The sequence below is a fragment of the Brevibacillus sp. WF146 genome (genome assembly GCF_001673705.2).
GTDB classification, from domain to species: domain Bacteria; phylum Bacillota; class Bacilli; order Brevibacillales; family Brevibacillaceae; genus Brevibacillus; species Brevibacillus thermoruber.
Map to the genome: position 1 here is coordinate 3,502,877 of NZ_CP109943.1, position 14,819 is coordinate 3,517,695.

Consider the following 14,819-nt stretch of genomic DNA (forward strand, 5'->3'; position numbering starts at 1 on the left):
CACCTCCCGATCTCCTACTTGAGCTCGACGATGGTGGCGCCCACGCCGCCTTCGCCCTGGCCGCCGAGCCGAAACGACTTGACGTTCCGGTGCTGGCGCAGGTACTCGTGAACGCCTTTGCGCAGCACGCCGGTGCCGTGGCCATGGATGATCGAGACGGAATGCAGGCCGGCCAACAGCGCCTCGTCCAGGTACCGGTCGATCTCCCGGATGCCGTCCTCCACGTTGTAGCCGCGCAGGTCCAGTTCCATTTTGACCGTGTTCCGGGCGCGTTTGACCGACGTGTACGCGGCGGCGGTCTGTTCCTGCTTGGAAGGCTTCACCACGTGCATGTCGTCCCGCTTTACCTTCATCTTCATGATGCCGATCTGGACCAGGAATTCGTCGCTGCTCACTTTTTCCAGGACGGTTCCCTTTTGGCCGAAGCTGGTCACCATCACTTCGTCACCCGGCTTGACCTGGGTGGCGCGCACGGCCTTGGCCGGTTTTTTCACCTTTTCCTTCTCCAGCTCCAGCACGGCATCGCCCAGGCGCTTCTTGGCCTCGATCAGCCGGTGTTCCTTGATTTCCACGCCTTCCGCCATCATGCGCCTGAGCTCGCGAATGACCGCATCCGCCTCTTCCTTGGCAAGCTGCACGGCGATCCGCGCTTCTTCTTCCGCCCGTTCCAGCAGTTTGTTTTTCTCTTCGGCGAAGCGGGCCCGCTCTTCTTCAAGCTGCGCACGCAGCGCTTCCGCTTCGCGCCGCAGCGCTTCGGCCGTCTGCCGCTCCTCTTCCGCCGTCCTGCGGTTTCGCTCCAGCGAGGCGATCATGCTCTCCACCTGATTGTCTTCCTCGCTGATGGAAGCGCGCGCCTTTTCGATAATCTCCTCGGGCAGTCCCAGCCGCTTGGCGATGGCGAACGCATTGGAGCGGCCGGGCACGCCAATCAGCAGGCGGTACGTCGGGCGGAGCGTTTCCACGTCAAACTCCACGCTGGCATTGATTACCTCCGGTCGGTCGTAGGCGTAGGCCTTCAGCTCGCTGTAGTGGGTCGTGGCAACCAGCCGGGCCCCGCGCCTGATCACGTCGTCGATGATCGCCATCGCCAGCGCCGCCCCTTCCGTGGGGTCGGTTCCTGCTCCCAATTCGTCAAACAGCACGAGGCTCTTCTCATCCATCGCGCCGAGGATGTGAATGATATTGGTGAGGTGGCTGGAGAAGGTGGACAGGTTCTGCTCGATGGACTGTTCGTCGCCGATGTCGGCAAACACCGACGAGAAGACGGCTGCTTCGCTCTCTTCCTCCGCCGGGATGTGCAGACCGGCCATCGCCATCAGCGAAAGCAGACCGATCGTCTTCAGCGAGACGGTTTTTCCCCCGGTGTTGGGGCCCGTCACCACGATCGCCCGGTAGCTGCCCCCCAGTTCCACGTCCACCGGCACGACCTTATCATGCGGAATCAGCGGATGCCGCGCCTTTTTCAGACGCAGGTAGCCCCGGTCGTTCAGCCGCGGACAGACCGCCTTCATGCTGGCGGCCAACTGTGCCTTGGCGAACATGAAATCGAGCTCCGCCAGCGCGTCGACGTTTTCCTTCAGCGCCTCCACCGCGCCGGATACCTGTTCCGTCAGGACGTAGAGAATCCGCTCCACTTCCCGCTCTTCGCGCAGGCGCAGTTCACGCAGCTTGTTGTTCATCGACACGACCACTTCCGGCTCGATGAACAGCGTCGCCCCCGACGCCGACTGGTCGTGAACGATCCCGCCGAAGACGTGGCGGTACTCCTGCTTGACGGGAATGACGAAACGATCGCCGCGAATCGTCACGATGTTGTCCATCAGCATTTTCTGGTACGAGGAAGACCGCGTCATCTGATCCAGCTTTTCCCGGATGCGCGCCTCCAGTTGGCGAATCTCCTGCCGCACCTGCCGCAGTTCCGCGCTGGCGCTGTCCAGGATGTCGCCGTTCTCGTCCACGCAGCGGCGAATGTCCGCCTCCAGTTCGCGCAGGCCCTCGATCCGCTCCGCCTGAAAGCGCAGAAGCGGCAGGTCCTGCTCCTCGCACAGGTCGAGCAAAAAGTTGCGCAGCCGGCGCCCCGCCGCTACCGTGTCGGCGATGTCCAGCAGCTCCATCGGCGCCAGCATCGCGTTCAGCCGGGCACGCTGCACGGCGGCGCGGATGTCGCGGATGCCGCCCAGCGGCACGCTTCCCTTCAGCCGCAGCACGGTTGCCGCTTCAGCCGTTCCCTGCTGGGCCACCCGCACTTCGTCCAAGCGGACAAAGGGCGTCAAGGCGGATGCTTTTTCTTTGCCGTATGCGGATGTCGCTTTCTCCATCAGGAGGGCGACGATCTTGTCGTATTCCAAGGTTTTCAACACCCGTTGTTCCAAAATGGTGCCTCCTTAACGTGGTCAACGCTAACATTCCCCATTATAACATGCAGTCCGCCGCAAGCATAAATTTACACATCCGGTGCGGCATAATTTGTCGGAAAAACAGCCAGAATGAGTAGTGAGACAAACTCCAAAGGAGGGTTCTTCATGACGATCTTGCGCCATGTCATCCGTTTCGTGGTCGCTGCAGTCGTGCTGATGTTCGTCGGGTTTCTCGTTCCCGGCTTCTCTGTAAACGGTTTTTGGCCCGCACTTATGGCCGCAGTGGTCATTGCCGTTATCGGTTGGCTTGTCGAATTGATGTTCGGCGACCGGATTTCCCCGTACAATCGCGGCATCGTCGGTTTTCTGGTGAGCGCCGTGGTGATCTGGCTGACCCAGTTTATCGTCTCCGGATTCCGGGTCACCATTCTGGGTGCGCTGCTCGCCGCGCTGGTCATCGGGATCATCGACCTGTTCATCCCGGTCAAGACGCACATGGACCTGCGCAACGGCGACGCCGGCAACAAACAGGAAACCTGAATCCAGGCCCGTGAGCGAAGAGCCAACCCGACAGGGGGTTGGCTCTTTTTGTTACGGCTGCTGCCGGGCAGCGGCGATCTGCCGGTGAATCATGCCGGCCAGGTAGCCGGCGCCGAATCCGTTGTCGATGTTGACCACGGCCACGCCGTTGGCACAGGAGTTGAGCATCGACAGCAGCGAGGCCAGGCCGTTGAAGTGGGCACCGTACCCGACGCTGGTGGGAACGGCGATGACCGGCTTGTCAACCAGTCCGGCGAGAACGCTGGCAAGCGCCCCTTCCATGCCGGCGATGCAGATGATCACCGCCGCCTCCCTGATCTCCTCCAAGCGCTGGAACAGCCGGTGAATGCCGGCCACGCCCACATCGGCGATCACTCTCGCTTCGCTGCCGAAACAGCGCACCGTCCAGGCTGCCTCCTGGGCGACCGGCCAGTCGGACGTGCCGGCGGCTACCACCGCCACGTATCCGTCCCGCACGGGCGTGAGCGGGCGGCTGGTGCCGATCAACAGTCCCGCTTCTCTCACGTACTGCACGTCGGGCCAGCGGGCCAGCACGGCCTCCGCCTGCTCTGCCGTCACCCGCGTGGCGAGCACGATCTCCTGATGCTCCCGCAGCCTGCCGAAAATCCCGACCACCTGTTCCGCTGTTTTGCCGGCCGCGTACACCACTTCGGGAAAACCGGTTCGCCGCATCCGGTCCAGATCGAGCGTGGCGTACTCCAGACGGCTCGTGCCCCGCAGCAGCTCTTCCGCCTCCTCCACGCTCATTCTCCCTGCCTGCACCTCACGCAAAATCGCGGTTACCTCAACCATGCGCCGCTTTCACATCCGTGCCCAGAACGGCGTTCATGCTGCCCGTCTGATAGCCGGACAAATCCAAGGTGACGTACTGAAAGCCGATCTCGCGCAGCGTGCGGGAGACGTCGTCGCGGAGTTCCAGCAGGCGCGGAAAGTCGGCCGGGTCTACCTCGATGCGGGCGATCGCATCGTGATGGCGCACGCGCACCTGATGGAAGCCGAGGCTCATCAGATACCCCTCCGCTCTGTCAATCTGGTCGATTTTTTCTAGGGTGATCGGCGAGCCGTACGGGATGCGCGACGACAGGCAGGCAAACGACGGCTTGTTCCAGGTGGGCAGTCCCATGGCCCGGGACAGCTCGCGAATCTCAGCCTTGAAAAAGCCGGCTTCCTGCAGCGGACTGCGGACACCGCGCTGGACGGCGGCCACCCGTCCGGGACGATAGTCGCCCAGGTCATCCATGTTGGCCCCGTCGCAGATGACGGCATTCCATTGATTTTCTTCCGCCATCCGGCCGAGATGTTCATACAATCCGTCCTTGCAGTAAAAACAGCGGTTGACCGGATTGGCGACGAACTGCGGGTTTTCCATTTCGCGGATCTCGGTGGTCACAAACCGGGCGCCCAGACGTTTGGCCAACTGCTTGGCTGCTTCAAACTCCCGCGTCGGGAACGTCTCTGACGCCGCGGTCACGGCGATCGCCTCATCGCCCAGTTCCTGGACGGCGCACGCCAGCAAAAAGGTGCTGTCGACGCCGCCGGAAAACGCGATCAGCACGCGCCCCATGTCACGCAGCAGCCTGCGCAGTTTTTCCTCTTTTTCCGCGAGAGACAGCCGGCGGGCCGCCTCCCGCAGCGCTTCCTTGTCCATCTCCTGACCCATCTTTTGCCCACGCCCCTCTTTTTGACAAGCTTTTTACCGACAATGGGAAAAGAGAGGCATATGCTGCCCCTCTTTTTATGTGATTCGTCTATGCTTTGTCGTTTGCGTCGTCATGCAGGATCTTCAACAGTGCCTCGTACTCCTGTCGCAGGCGGAAGTACTCGTCCGCAATGTTGACCGCGGTCAGCACGGCGATTTTGGCCGTGTCCAGGCGATGGTTGCCCTTGGCGATTTCATTCATCTTGTCATCGACGAAACCGGCCACCATGCGGATGTGGTTTACGCTTGCCTTGCCGCTCAGCCGGTATTGCTGGCCAAATATATCAACCGTCAACCGATTTTTCCCATCACCTTGCACGAAGGCTTCCTCCTTCAACACTACTCTGCGACTTTTGTACTCCTGTATCTTTTTTAGGTTACTGAAAATGACAGAATCCGTCAAGGTCTCCTTACATGCGCAGTTCCGCGCCGGTCTGCGCTTTCAGCGCGTCCACGACGGCGGCGGTCACCTGCTGGATCTCGTCGTCCTGCAGCGTCCGCTCCGGATGGCGGAAGACGAGCGAGAAGGCGACGCTCTTCTTGTCGGCGGCGATGCGCTCCCCGGTGTAGACGTCAAACAGCGTGAGCGATTCCAAGAGCTCCCCTGCCGCCTGGCGAATCGCCGCTTCGAGAGCGGCCGCCGGCACGTCCCGGTCCACCACCAGCGCGAGGTCGCGGGTCACCGCCGGGAACTTCGGCAGCGGCTTGTAGTAGCCCGCATCCTCCGCCGCTTCCGCCAGCTCCGCCAGGTCGAACTGGAACACGTACGTTTCCGACACGTCGTAGGCTCTTTCCATCGCCGGGTGAATCTGTCCGAGATAGCCGAGACGCCGTTCGCCGACCCATACCTCCGCCGTGCGGCCGGGGTGCATGCCGGCCAGGTCGGAAACCGGCTTGTAGGTCGCGCCGACAATTCCCAACCGGGTCAGGAGCGAGTCGGCCAGTCCCTTGACGAGGTAAAAGTCGACCGGCTGGTTTGCGCCCATCCAATTCTGCGGCAGCCACTGCCCGGTCAAGGCCGCCGCCACGTAGAGGCGTTCCTCGGGGAGCTGCGTCAGCTTTTCCTCCGTGGTCAGAAAGACGCTGCCCAATTCGAACACCGCCACATCGTGGTTTTGCCGGTTTTTGTTGTAGGCGATCGTCTGCAGGAGACCGGGGATCAGGCTGGTGCGCAGCACGCTGTGCTCCTCGCTCATCGGCATGGCCAGCGAAATCGGCTTGGCGTCGATGCGGTGCAGACCGGCTACGTCCCCTACCCGCTCCGCGTGAACCAGGGAGTAGGTAATCGCCTCGTGCAGTCCCGCGCCGATCAGATGGTGGCGGATCGTCCGGCGCAGCCGCTGGTCGCGGGTAAGCTGCCCCTGCGTGGTCTGGCCGCTCGGCAGGCTGGTCGGAATGTTGTCGTAGCCGTACAGTCGGGCCACTTCCTCCACCAGATCCTCCGGCAGGGTAATGTCGCCGCGGCGGGTCGGCACGGTGACCGTCCAGGTGCTGCCGTTCTGCTCATACGAAAAGCGCAGGCGGTCGAAAATCGCGGAGACGTCCGCCGCGGTCAGCGACGTGCCCAGATGCTGGTTGATTTTTTCCAGCGTAATCGTCACGACGGCCGGCTTCGCTTCGCGGACGACGGCCGAAGCCACCCCCTTGGACACGGCCGCGCCGGACAACTGCTGGATCAGCGCCGCCGCCCGCTCGCCCGCTTCCTGGACGCGCGCCTGGTCGACACCTTTTTCCCAGCGGACGCATCCTTCCGTGCGCATGCCCAGGGTCCGAGCCGTGCGGCGAACCGTCTGCGGCGTGAACCAGGCCGCTTCCAAAATGATTTCCGTCGTCTCGTCGGTGATCTCCGAGTTGGCGCCGCCCATCACGCCGGCGATGGCCAGCCCTTTTTCCTCGTCGGCGATCAACAGGGTCTGGCTGTCCAGCGTGCGCTCCTGATCGTCCAGCGTGACCAGCTTTTCCCCGTCCTGCGCCAGGCGTACGACGATGGAGCGGTCTTTGACCTTGGTCGCGTCAAACGCATGCAGCGGTTGGCCGTATTCCAGCATCACGTAGTTGGTCACGTCCACGACGTTGTTGATCGGCCGAATCCCCGCCGCCATCAGGCGGTTTTTCATCCACTGCGGTGAACTGGTGATTTTCGCACCGGTAAAGTGGCGTCCCACGTAGCGGTAGCAGTGATCCTCCGCTTCGATGCGCACGCTCACCGGGTTGTCGCCTCCGTTTTCCGTGACGGCGATCTCCGGCAGCATCACGTCCCGGCCGAGGATCGCCGCCACTTCGTAAGCGACGCCGATCATGCTGAGGCAGTCGGAACGGTTGGGGGTCAGGCCCAGCTCCAGTACGTAGTCGTCCAGCCCCAGGTAGGAGACGGCATCCATGCCCACTTCGGCGTCCTCGGGCAGGACCAGAATCCCTTCCTGCTGGTCTTTGGCCAGCAGCTTGTCATTGAGGCCCAGCTCCTTGGCCGAGCAGATCATGCCCTGCGACTCCACGCCGCGCAGCTTGGACTTCTTGATGTGCAGGCCGCCCGGCAGCTTCGCCCCGATCAGGGCCACCGGCACTTTCTGACCCTGCGCCACGTTGGGCGCGCCGCAGACGATCTGCAGGTCCTCGCCCTGCCCCGCATCCACGATGCAGACGCTCAGGCGGTCGGCGTCCGGGTGCTTGCTGCGCTCCTTGACGTACCCGACCACCACGTTGGAGACGCCGGCGTTGCGCGGCTCCACGGTTTCCACTTCAATCCCGCTTCTGGTCAGCTTTTCCGCCAGCTCGTACGGGGTGATATCGCTTAAATCCACGTATTCCGACAACCATTTGTACGATACCTTCATCTCTGATACGACTCTCCTTTCTAGCCTCGGTTGAACTGCCGCAGGAAGCGCACGTCATTGGTGTAAAAGTGGCGAATGTCCTCTACCCCGTACTTCAGCATGGCGATGCGCTCCACGCCCATCCCGAAGGCAAAGCCGCTCACTTCCTGCGGATCGTAGCCGGCCATCTCCAGGACGCGCGGGTGCACCATGCCGGAGCCAAGGATTTCGATCCAGCCCGTCTGCTTGCAGACGCGGCAGCCGTCTCCGCCGCAGCTGAAGCACTGCAGGTCCACCTCCGCGCTCGGCTCGGTGAACGGGAAGAAGCTGGGGCGCAGGCGGATCTGCTGGTTGGCCCCGAACATCTGGCGGGCAAAGGTGAGCAGAATCCCTTTCAAGTCGCTCATGCCGATGCCTTTGTCGACGACCAGCCCTTCGATCTGCGTAAACTGGTGGGAGTGGGTGGCGTCGTCGTCGTCGCGCCGGTACACCTTGCCCGGGGAAATGATTTTCACCGGCGTCTTGCCGGCTTTTTTCAGCATGGTGCGCGCCTGTACCGGAGAAGTCTGGGTGCGCAGCAAAATGTCCTCCGTCAGATAGAACGAATCCTGCATGTCGCGCGCGGGATGATCCTTGGGCAGGTTGAGCATCTCGAAGTTGAAGTGATCCGTCTCCACCTCGGGCCCTTCGGCAATTTCAAAGCCCAGTCCGATGAAAATGTCCTCGATCTCTTCGATAATGCGGGAAAGCGGGTGCATCGTCCCGGTCGGAACCGGACGGCCGGGCAGCGTCACGTCCAGCGTTTGCGACGCCAGTTTGGCCGCCAGCGCTGCTTGTTCCAGTGCGGCCTGCTTGTCGGCAAACGCCGCTTCCAGCGCCGCGCGCACCTCGTTGACGAGCTGGCCGACGACAGGCCTCTCTTCCGGAGAAAGGCTGCCCATTCCGCGCAGAAGCTCGGTCAGCTCTCCTTTTTTCCCCAGATATTTGACGCGCAGGTCCTGCAGTTGGCCCGCGTCCGCGGCCTGGCCGATCTGGGCCAGCGCCGCCTGTTTCATCTCCTGTAACCGCGTTTGCACGTTGTATCGCTCCTTTTGCTCAAGATTTGCAACCTTCCTGCGGCCCCGTCCGGCTGCGGCTGCCGCTTAAGCCGGGAGGGCCCCGAAAAAAGAAAAACCCGCCCCGAAAAGGGACGAGCTGTTACTCGCGGTACCACCCTTGTTAAGCAGAAGGCTACTTTCCCAAACGATGCCTGGGGAAACCAGACTTCCGCCTCACTTTGGCCATGATAACGGGAATGTCCCGGCTGCTCCTACTGGGCTCGGATCGAGCGGTTCAGAGTGCGGCTCCAGAGTGAATTCGGCAGACATGGCGTTGGGATGCTTTCAGTCTGCGGCATCTCCTCCCTGCAAACGCATGGGGCCTGCGTACTACTCTCTGTCATCGCTTTCCGTTATAATACACACATGTAGGAAAATTATAGCGCAACCCTGGCGAACTTTCAATGATGCAAATCCTGCATGCGTTTCTGCCAGGTTTTACAAGGGGATATGTCGATGATGGACCACGCATCCGCCCTGTACGACAAGAAATGCTCCTGCCTTCACTGCGGCACCGCCTTTACCACCAAGCGGGTGCGCAGCGGCGCGCTGGCCATGCTCAAGCGGGACAGCGATTTTTGCACCTACTACAAGGAACAGTCGCTCAACCCGATTCGCTACACGGTCGCGGTCTGCCCGCAGTGCGGCTTCGCCTTTACCGACCAGTTCGCTCCCCGTCTCTCCCCCGCCCACAAGAAGCTGGTGGCGGAACGGATCGCCGCCAAGTGGACCCGCAAAGACCTTGGCGCCGAGCGCAGCCCCGCCGAAGCGATCGCCGCCTACAAGCTGGCCATTTACGCCGCCGAGCTGACCGGCCAGGCGCATTCCGTCAAGGCCGGGCTGTATCTGCGGCTGGCCTGGCTGTACCGCTTTGAGGGCGATGCGGAGGAGCAGCGCTGCTTGCAGCAAGCCGTGGACGAATACGAGCAGTCGTACATCCACTCCGACTACGCCCTGGGCGACAAGGACATGTCGGAAGTGCGCCTGCTCTACCTGATCGGCGAGCTGATGCGCCGCGTCGGGAAGTACGACAAGGCGATCCACTATTTTTCCAAAGTCCTGGGATTTCGCGGCCGGACCATCGAAACCGGGATGCTGCAGATGGCCCAGGATCAATGGGCCCAGGCCCGCGACGAACACAAGCGGCAGCAGCAGAAGCGCGAGCAGCCGACGGCGGTCGACTAACTCTGCCTGCGCCGTCTGCGCTGCGCCTCGTAGACGAGGATGCCGGCGGCGACCGCCGCATTGAGCGATTCCGCCCGGCCGTACAGCGGAATGTGCACAAACCGGTCGGCCGCTTCGCTCATGGCGCGGGAGACGCCCCGCCCCTCGTTGCCGATCACGATTGCCGTTTTGCCGGCGTAGTCAGCCTCGTCGTACGCGAGGCTGTTTTCTTGCAGGGAGGAGACGAGAACCTGCGCGCCCTGCCGCTTCAATTCGGCGGCGGCCTCCGGCAGCAGCCGGGAAAAGACGGGCAGACGGTACAGCGCCCCCATCGTGGCCCGCACCACTTTGCCGTTGTACAGATCGACGCTGCCTTTGCCGAGAATCACCGCGTCGACGCCGGCCGCTTCCGCCGTGCGCAGCATGGTGCCGAGGTTGCCCGGGTCCTGAATCTCGTCCAGCATCAGCAGCAGGTAATCGCGGTTTGCCGCCGCCTGCAGCCATGCATGCCAGTCGTGCCCCGTCTTTTTCACCTCGGCGACGATTCCCTGCGGCGTCTTCGTCTCCGACAGCTTGGCCAATACGGCCGCGGAAGCGGGAATCACCTGGACCTCCCCTGCGCGCTTGTTAATCGCCCGCCGGCAGGCCGGGTCCATCTCCCGGCTGCTGTCGTACAGGACGGTGATCACCTCCGCGCCGCTGTTCAGGGCCTCCTCCACCAGATGGGCCCCTTCGACGAGAAAGCGCCCCTGCTCGTCCCGCCCTTTTCGCTCCAGCAGGTGGTACAGCCGCTTTACCAGGGGGTTGTGCACCGATTGAATCACGTCGTGCCGCATCGTTTACGCCTGCTCCTCGAACGCTTTCAGATGTTTGTTGTTGCCGATGACGACAAGCACGTCTCCGTACTGGATCACCTCGTCCGGACTGGGGGCGATGTTGAACTTCTCGCCGCTCTTGATGGCGATGACGTTCACTTCGTAGCGGGCGCGGATGTCCAGTTGGCGCAGCGTCTTGCCCACCATCCTGGACGAGACCACCACTTCGGCCACGCTGTAATCCTCCGCCAGCTCGATAAAGTCAAGCACGTTGGCGGAAATCAGATTGTGTGCGACGCGCACTCCCATGTCCCGTTCGGGGAACACCACCCGGTCCGCTCCCACTTTGTACAGCACCTGCCCGTGCCGCTCGTTCTGCGCTTTGGCGACAATCTTTTTCACGCCCAGTTCCTTGAGGATCAGCACGGTCAAAATGCTGGCCTGAATATCGGCCCCGATGGCGACGACGACCACGTCGAAGTTGCGGATGCCGATTTCCTTCAGCGCCCGCTCGTCGGTCGAATCGGCGGCGACGGCGTGGGTGACGTACTGGATGTTCTCGTTGATGCGCTCCTCGTTTTCGTCGATTCCCATCACTTCATAATCCATCTCATACAGGGTCCGGGCCACGCTGGAACCAAACCGGCCCATCCCGATGACGGCAAACTGCTTTGACATGCTTCTTCCACTCCTTATGTTGTGGCCACTCGACCGCAAACGTCCTGTCCGGGCAGCCCCCATCCGGGGCACCCGCAGCGTCGTTTTCAATACCAAGCATTATACCACAACGCTTCCATCGGCTACAAAACGGGTATGAGCGGCCGATGCGGGACGAATACTATAGGCGCAGCCATCACGACAAGAGGGGTGTATGTCCGCCATGAACATTGCCGCACTCAATCTGCGCCAAGCGATCATGTACAAAATGCAGGGCTCCGATGCCAACGACGTGCAGGAAACGATCACCGACGCGATCGCAAGCGGCCAGGAAAAAACCCTGCCCGGTCTGGGCGTGCTGTTTGAAGTGCTGTGGCAAAACAGCGATCAAGCGGCCCGGCAGAGCATGGTGCAAACAATCGCCGACCATCTGCCGAAACAGGCAAACCCGCCGGTGTAGGGCCGTCTGGACCGGTGCCGGGCCAGAGGGAGAGACGCTGCCGTCTCTCCCTCTGTTTGCGATCTCCTGCATGTCTATGCCGAGTCGGCGCAGCTTGATGCTGCAGTCCACGTGTTGGCATGCAAAAAAGCCGCCCCTGTTTGGCAGGAGCGGCTTCGACAACCCTGTTGCCTATCGGTTGAACAGCCAGAAAACAATCAGAACGATCTGAAATGCGCAGCAGAGCGGCACCACCGTCATGAACAAGGCATGCCGGGTCTTGTGGCGCCACGCCAGCATGCCCAACAGCGCGCCCGCTCCGCCGCCCAACAACGCGGTCAGCAGCAGGCTCGCTTCCGGGACGCGCGGTCCGCCCCGCCGCGCGGAGCGCTTGTCCGCGGCCATCAGGCCCGCGGCGTACACGTTCAGCACCAGCAGCCCCGCTGCGGCAAGCGGCAGACGCGTCAGCCACCAGCCGCACAGAACGAGCAGCCAGCCCGCCGCCCATACCCCGTTGCGGCGCTGCCTGTGCGCTTTCAACCATTGATGATGCATGCGTTTATTCCCCTTTTGCCCGAAAGGAGCGGCCAGCTAGAAAAAAGCGGCGAACGGCCCACCCCGCGACGAGCAGCGCGATCACGACGAACAGGGCGCAGAACCCGTAGGAGCGGATCATCGCCACGACAACATCCACGTTTTTCCCGAACACGTAGCCAATCAGATAAAAAACGGTCGTCCACAACAGCCCGATCGGATAGGACAGGAACGCATAGCGGCGATAGGTCATCCCGCCCATGGCGACGATGTAGGGAACCACGTGGCGAACGACGGGAAACAGATAGCTGAAGCAGAGGGCAAACGTCCCGTACTTTTCCACGAGAGCGGTGGAGCGCTCCACCGTATGCCTCATCTTCTCGCTCTTTGACAGCCACTGCAGGATCGGCCGGCCGAAAAACTTCCCCAGCAGGAACCCAATCGTCAATCCGGACGCCACGCCCAGGTAGCCGGCAAGAAACCCATAGACAGGGTCCAGCAGCGCCATGGACGCCAGAAACCCGCCGGTAGCCACGACCAGCTCGTCGGGGATCGGCAAACCGACAATGCCCAGCCAGAGCAAAAAGAAGATGGCCGCATATCCGTATTGCTCGATGATCGACATCAGCATGTTGATTTCCATGACGCAAAATCCCCTATCCTCGCCACTCGGCGGCTTTCTTGTCTGGCCATTGCCGGCAACGTTTCCATTCACGCAACCTTTTTTGAATACGGATTGGCGCGAAAAAAGTTACGCGCGCACCGCCATCCCGTCCGCAGGCTGCCGCGGATGAGCTTTCCTTATTCTAGCAGTTTATATGCTGAAGCACTACCGCAATCCTGTTGTTTTTTCGCCAACTTTTTGTATTCTGCCCCGTTTTTGCCCGCTTACGCCAATCCGCTCACAGCGGCCGCCCGTCTGACCACGACAAAGTCGTTCTCCCGTCCGTCTTCGTACGGAAAATACACCACCAGCACGAAGTCGCCTTCCACCAGTTCACCCGACTTGATCCACGTCTCAATGTCAAAGCTGACGCCGGCCGACAGCGTGTGCTTGAAGAAGTCCTTTTGCTGCGCCGCACGCCGGGAAAAGTCTGGGCGGAGATCCTCCAGCCGCTCGTGCACCGCCTCAAAGGCTGCCTGCATCTCCCGTTTGTCCAGCACGTCGTCCCACCACAGCTTGCGCGGACGGTGCTTCTGCTTGCGCAGGTAGTCAAACTTCATCAGGCTGATCACGTGGTCGAGCCGCTCCACCTCCCGCGTCTCCAGGAAGCGGCGCAGCCGCACAAACAGGTCTTCCAACTGGTGGCCGATCCGGCTCCAGCCCTGCTCTTCCCAAAAATCGCCAAACGCCTGGAAGAAATCAAACGGCGTCTCAAAGCAGCGGGTCACCAGCCATTCCAGCGTGGTATCCATGCGGTGGGCGTTCCAGTATTTTTCCAGCACGTCCTCCACCCGCTTGATCCGCTGGATGTCGGCAAACGACAGGACGTTGTTGCCGAGAATCTCGTACGGCGCCTCGTCCATGAAAATGTAGCCGTGGTTGGCCGCCCGCGCGCGGACGCCGGTGCCGCGCAGCATTTTCAAAAAGCCGAGCTGCAGTTCCTCGGGGCGCAGCGCAAAGACATCGTTGAAGGTCTTGCGGAACGACTGGTAATCCTCCTCCGGCAGACCGGCGATCAGATCCAGGTGCTGGGCGATTTTGCCCGACTGCTTGATCCGGGTGACGGTGTGGGCCAGACGGTCGAAGCGCTGAATCCGCTGGACCAGCCGGTTGGTCTCGTCGTTGGTGGACTGGACGCCGATTTCAAAGCGGAAAATGCCCGGCGGCGCGTTTTCGGTCAAAAAGTCGAGCACGTCGGCGCGCAGGATGTCGGCGGTGATTTCAAACTGAAAGATCGTGCCGTTGTGATTGTCGATCAAAAACTGAAAGATTTCCAGCGCGTACTTTTTGTTGATGTTAAACGTGCGGTCGACGAACTTGATCGTCTTGACGCCGTGCCGGATCAGCCGCAGCAGGTCAGCCTTCACCCGCTCCAGACCGAAATAGCGCACGCCGTCTTCAATCGACGACAGGCAGTACTGGCATTTGAACGGACAGCCGCGGGACGCTTCAAAGTAGACGACGCGGTTGTTCAGTTCGTCCAGGTTGTCCGCGTACGGCGACGGGATCGAGTCCAGGTTTTCGATCTGCGCCCGGGGGGCGGTAAAGCGCACGTGCTCCCCTTCGCGGTAGGCAATCCCGGCCACGTCCCGCAGGCGGGGCGGCTCCCCGGTCCGGCGGGATTCGGCGTAGACCTGCAGCAGTTCCAAAAACGTCTGTTCTCCCTCACCGATGACGATCACGTCAAACTCCGGATGCTTTTTCAACCACTCGTCGGCGTCGTAGGTCACCTCCGGCCCGCCCAGCACCACCGGCAGGTCGGGCCGCACCTTTTTCAGGTTGCGGATCACGTCGATCGTCTCGCGGATGTTCCAGATGTAACAGGAAAAGGCGGCAACGTCGGGCTGCCGCTTGTAGATGTCGGCGACGATGTTGAGCGTCACGTCGTTGATGGTGTATTCGACCAGCTCGATGTCGGGAAACGACGGCTGGGCGTAGCTTCGCAAGTAACGCAGCGCCAGGGAGGAGTGAATGTACTTGGCGTTCAGCGTAGACAGTAAAATCTTCATGTGTCTGTCG

Annotated in this window: 14 protein-coding genes; 3 read left to right on the top strand and 11 right to left on the bottom strand. The window is 61.6% G+C overall.

Annotated elements, in window-relative coordinates:
- Positions 1 to 14: 14 nt before the first annotated feature.
- A complete protein-coding gene (locus A6764_RS17350; protein WP_264622299.1) occupies positions 15 to 2,372 on the bottom strand; it encodes an endonuclease MutS2 in 2,358 nt (785 codons plus the stop codon).
- A gap of 150 nt (positions 2,373 to 2,522) precedes the next feature.
- Here A6764_RS17350 and A6764_RS17355 point away from each other — a divergent pair, with 150 nt between their 5' ends.
- A complete protein-coding gene (locus A6764_RS17355) occupies positions 2,523 to 2,897 on the top strand; it encodes a phage holin family protein (protein WP_029097628.1) in 375 nt (124 codons plus the stop codon).
- Positions 2,898 to 2,948: 51 nt separating this feature from the next.
- Here the strand turns inward: A6764_RS17355 and larB are convergent, their stop codons facing one another.
- From larB to pheS, 5 genes are all read right to left on the bottom strand, one after another.
- Complete coding sequence (gene larB, locus A6764_RS17360; protein WP_264622300.1) at positions 2,949 to 3,710, bottom strand: nickel pincer cofactor biosynthesis protein LarB; 762 nt, start codon at positions 3,708 to 3,710, stop codon at positions 2,949 to 2,951.
- Positions 3,703 to 4,578, bottom strand: coding sequence for an ATP-dependent sacrificial sulfur transferase LarE (larE, locus tag A6764_RS17365; protein WP_065068054.1), 876 nt, complete (start codon positions 4,576 to 4,578; stop codon positions 3,703 to 3,705). The genes larB and larE overlap by 8 nt, the downstream gene beginning before the upstream one ends.
- An 88-nt stretch (positions 4,579 to 4,666) precedes the next feature.
- Positions 4,667 to 4,936, bottom strand: coding sequence for a cell division protein ZapA (gene zapA, locus A6764_RS17370; RefSeq protein WP_035300478.1), 270 nt, complete (start codon positions 4,934 to 4,936; stop codon positions 4,667 to 4,669).
- Between the two features lie 91 nt (positions 4,937 to 5,027).
- Entirely contained in the window at positions 5,028 to 7,451 is a 2,424-nt protein-coding gene (gene pheT / locus A6764_RS17375) for a phenylalanine--tRNA ligase subunit beta (RefSeq protein WP_264622301.1), read from the bottom strand.
- A 20-nt stretch (positions 7,452 to 7,471) separates the two neighbouring features.
- Positions 7,472 to 8,506, bottom strand: a complete 1,035-nt coding sequence (pheS, locus tag A6764_RS17380; RefSeq protein WP_065068052.1) for a phenylalanine--tRNA ligase subunit alpha — start codon at positions 8,504 to 8,506, stop codon at positions 7,472 to 7,474.
- Positions 8,507 to 8,983: 477 nt separating this feature from the next.
- Between pheS and A6764_RS17385 the strand changes: the two genes are divergently transcribed.
- Positions 8,984 to 9,712, top strand: a complete 729-nt coding sequence (locus A6764_RS17385; protein WP_065068051.1) for a DUF2225 domain-containing protein — start codon at positions 8,984 to 8,986, stop codon at positions 9,710 to 9,712.
- On the opposite strand, the gene A6764_RS17390 is transcribed toward A6764_RS17385, so the two are convergent.
- Both A6764_RS17390 and A6764_RS17395 read right to left on the bottom strand, forming a co-directional pair.
- Entirely contained in the window at positions 9,709 to 10,527 is an 819-nt protein-coding gene (locus A6764_RS17390; RefSeq protein WP_029097635.1) for a TrmH family RNA methyltransferase, read from the bottom strand. The genes A6764_RS17385 and A6764_RS17390 overlap by 4 nt on opposite strands.
- Before the next feature lie 3 nt (positions 10,528 to 10,530).
- Entirely contained in the window at positions 10,531 to 11,184 is a 654-nt protein-coding gene (locus A6764_RS17395) for a potassium channel family protein (RefSeq protein ID WP_029097636.1), read from the bottom strand.
- Between the two features lie 202 nt (positions 11,185 to 11,386).
- Here A6764_RS17395 and sspI point away from each other — a divergent pair, with 202 nt between their 5' ends.
- Positions 11,387 to 11,623: a small acid-soluble spore protein SspI gene (gene sspI, locus A6764_RS17400; RefSeq protein ID WP_029097637.1), complete on the top strand. Its 237-nt coding sequence runs from the start codon at positions 11,387 to 11,389 to the stop codon at positions 11,621 to 11,623.
- 171 nt (positions 11,624 to 11,794) lie between these two features.
- Here sspI and A6764_RS17405 read toward each other — a convergent pair whose 3' ends face one another.
- The 3 genes from A6764_RS17405 to A6764_RS17415 all read right to left on the bottom strand — a co-directional run bounded on the left by A6764_RS17405 (position 11,795) and on the right by A6764_RS17415 (position 14,809).
- Complete coding sequence (locus A6764_RS17405) at positions 11,795 to 12,157, bottom strand: DUF1294 domain-containing protein (protein ID WP_065068049.1); 363 nt, start codon at positions 12,155 to 12,157, stop codon at positions 11,795 to 11,797.
- Between the two features lie 4 nt (positions 12,158 to 12,161).
- Positions 12,162 to 12,779 carry a DedA family protein gene (locus A6764_RS17410; protein WP_029097639.1) on the bottom strand — a complete coding sequence of 206 codons (618 nt, stop codon included), beginning with the start codon at positions 12,777 to 12,779 and terminating at the stop codon, positions 12,162 to 12,164.
- A 245-nt stretch (positions 12,780 to 13,024) separates the two neighbouring features.
- Complete coding sequence (locus A6764_RS17415; RefSeq protein ID WP_065068048.1) at positions 13,025 to 14,809, bottom strand: B12-binding domain-containing radical SAM protein; 1,785 nt, start codon at positions 14,807 to 14,809, stop codon at positions 13,025 to 13,027.
- Between the last annotated feature and the right edge of the window lie 10 nt (positions 14,810 to 14,819).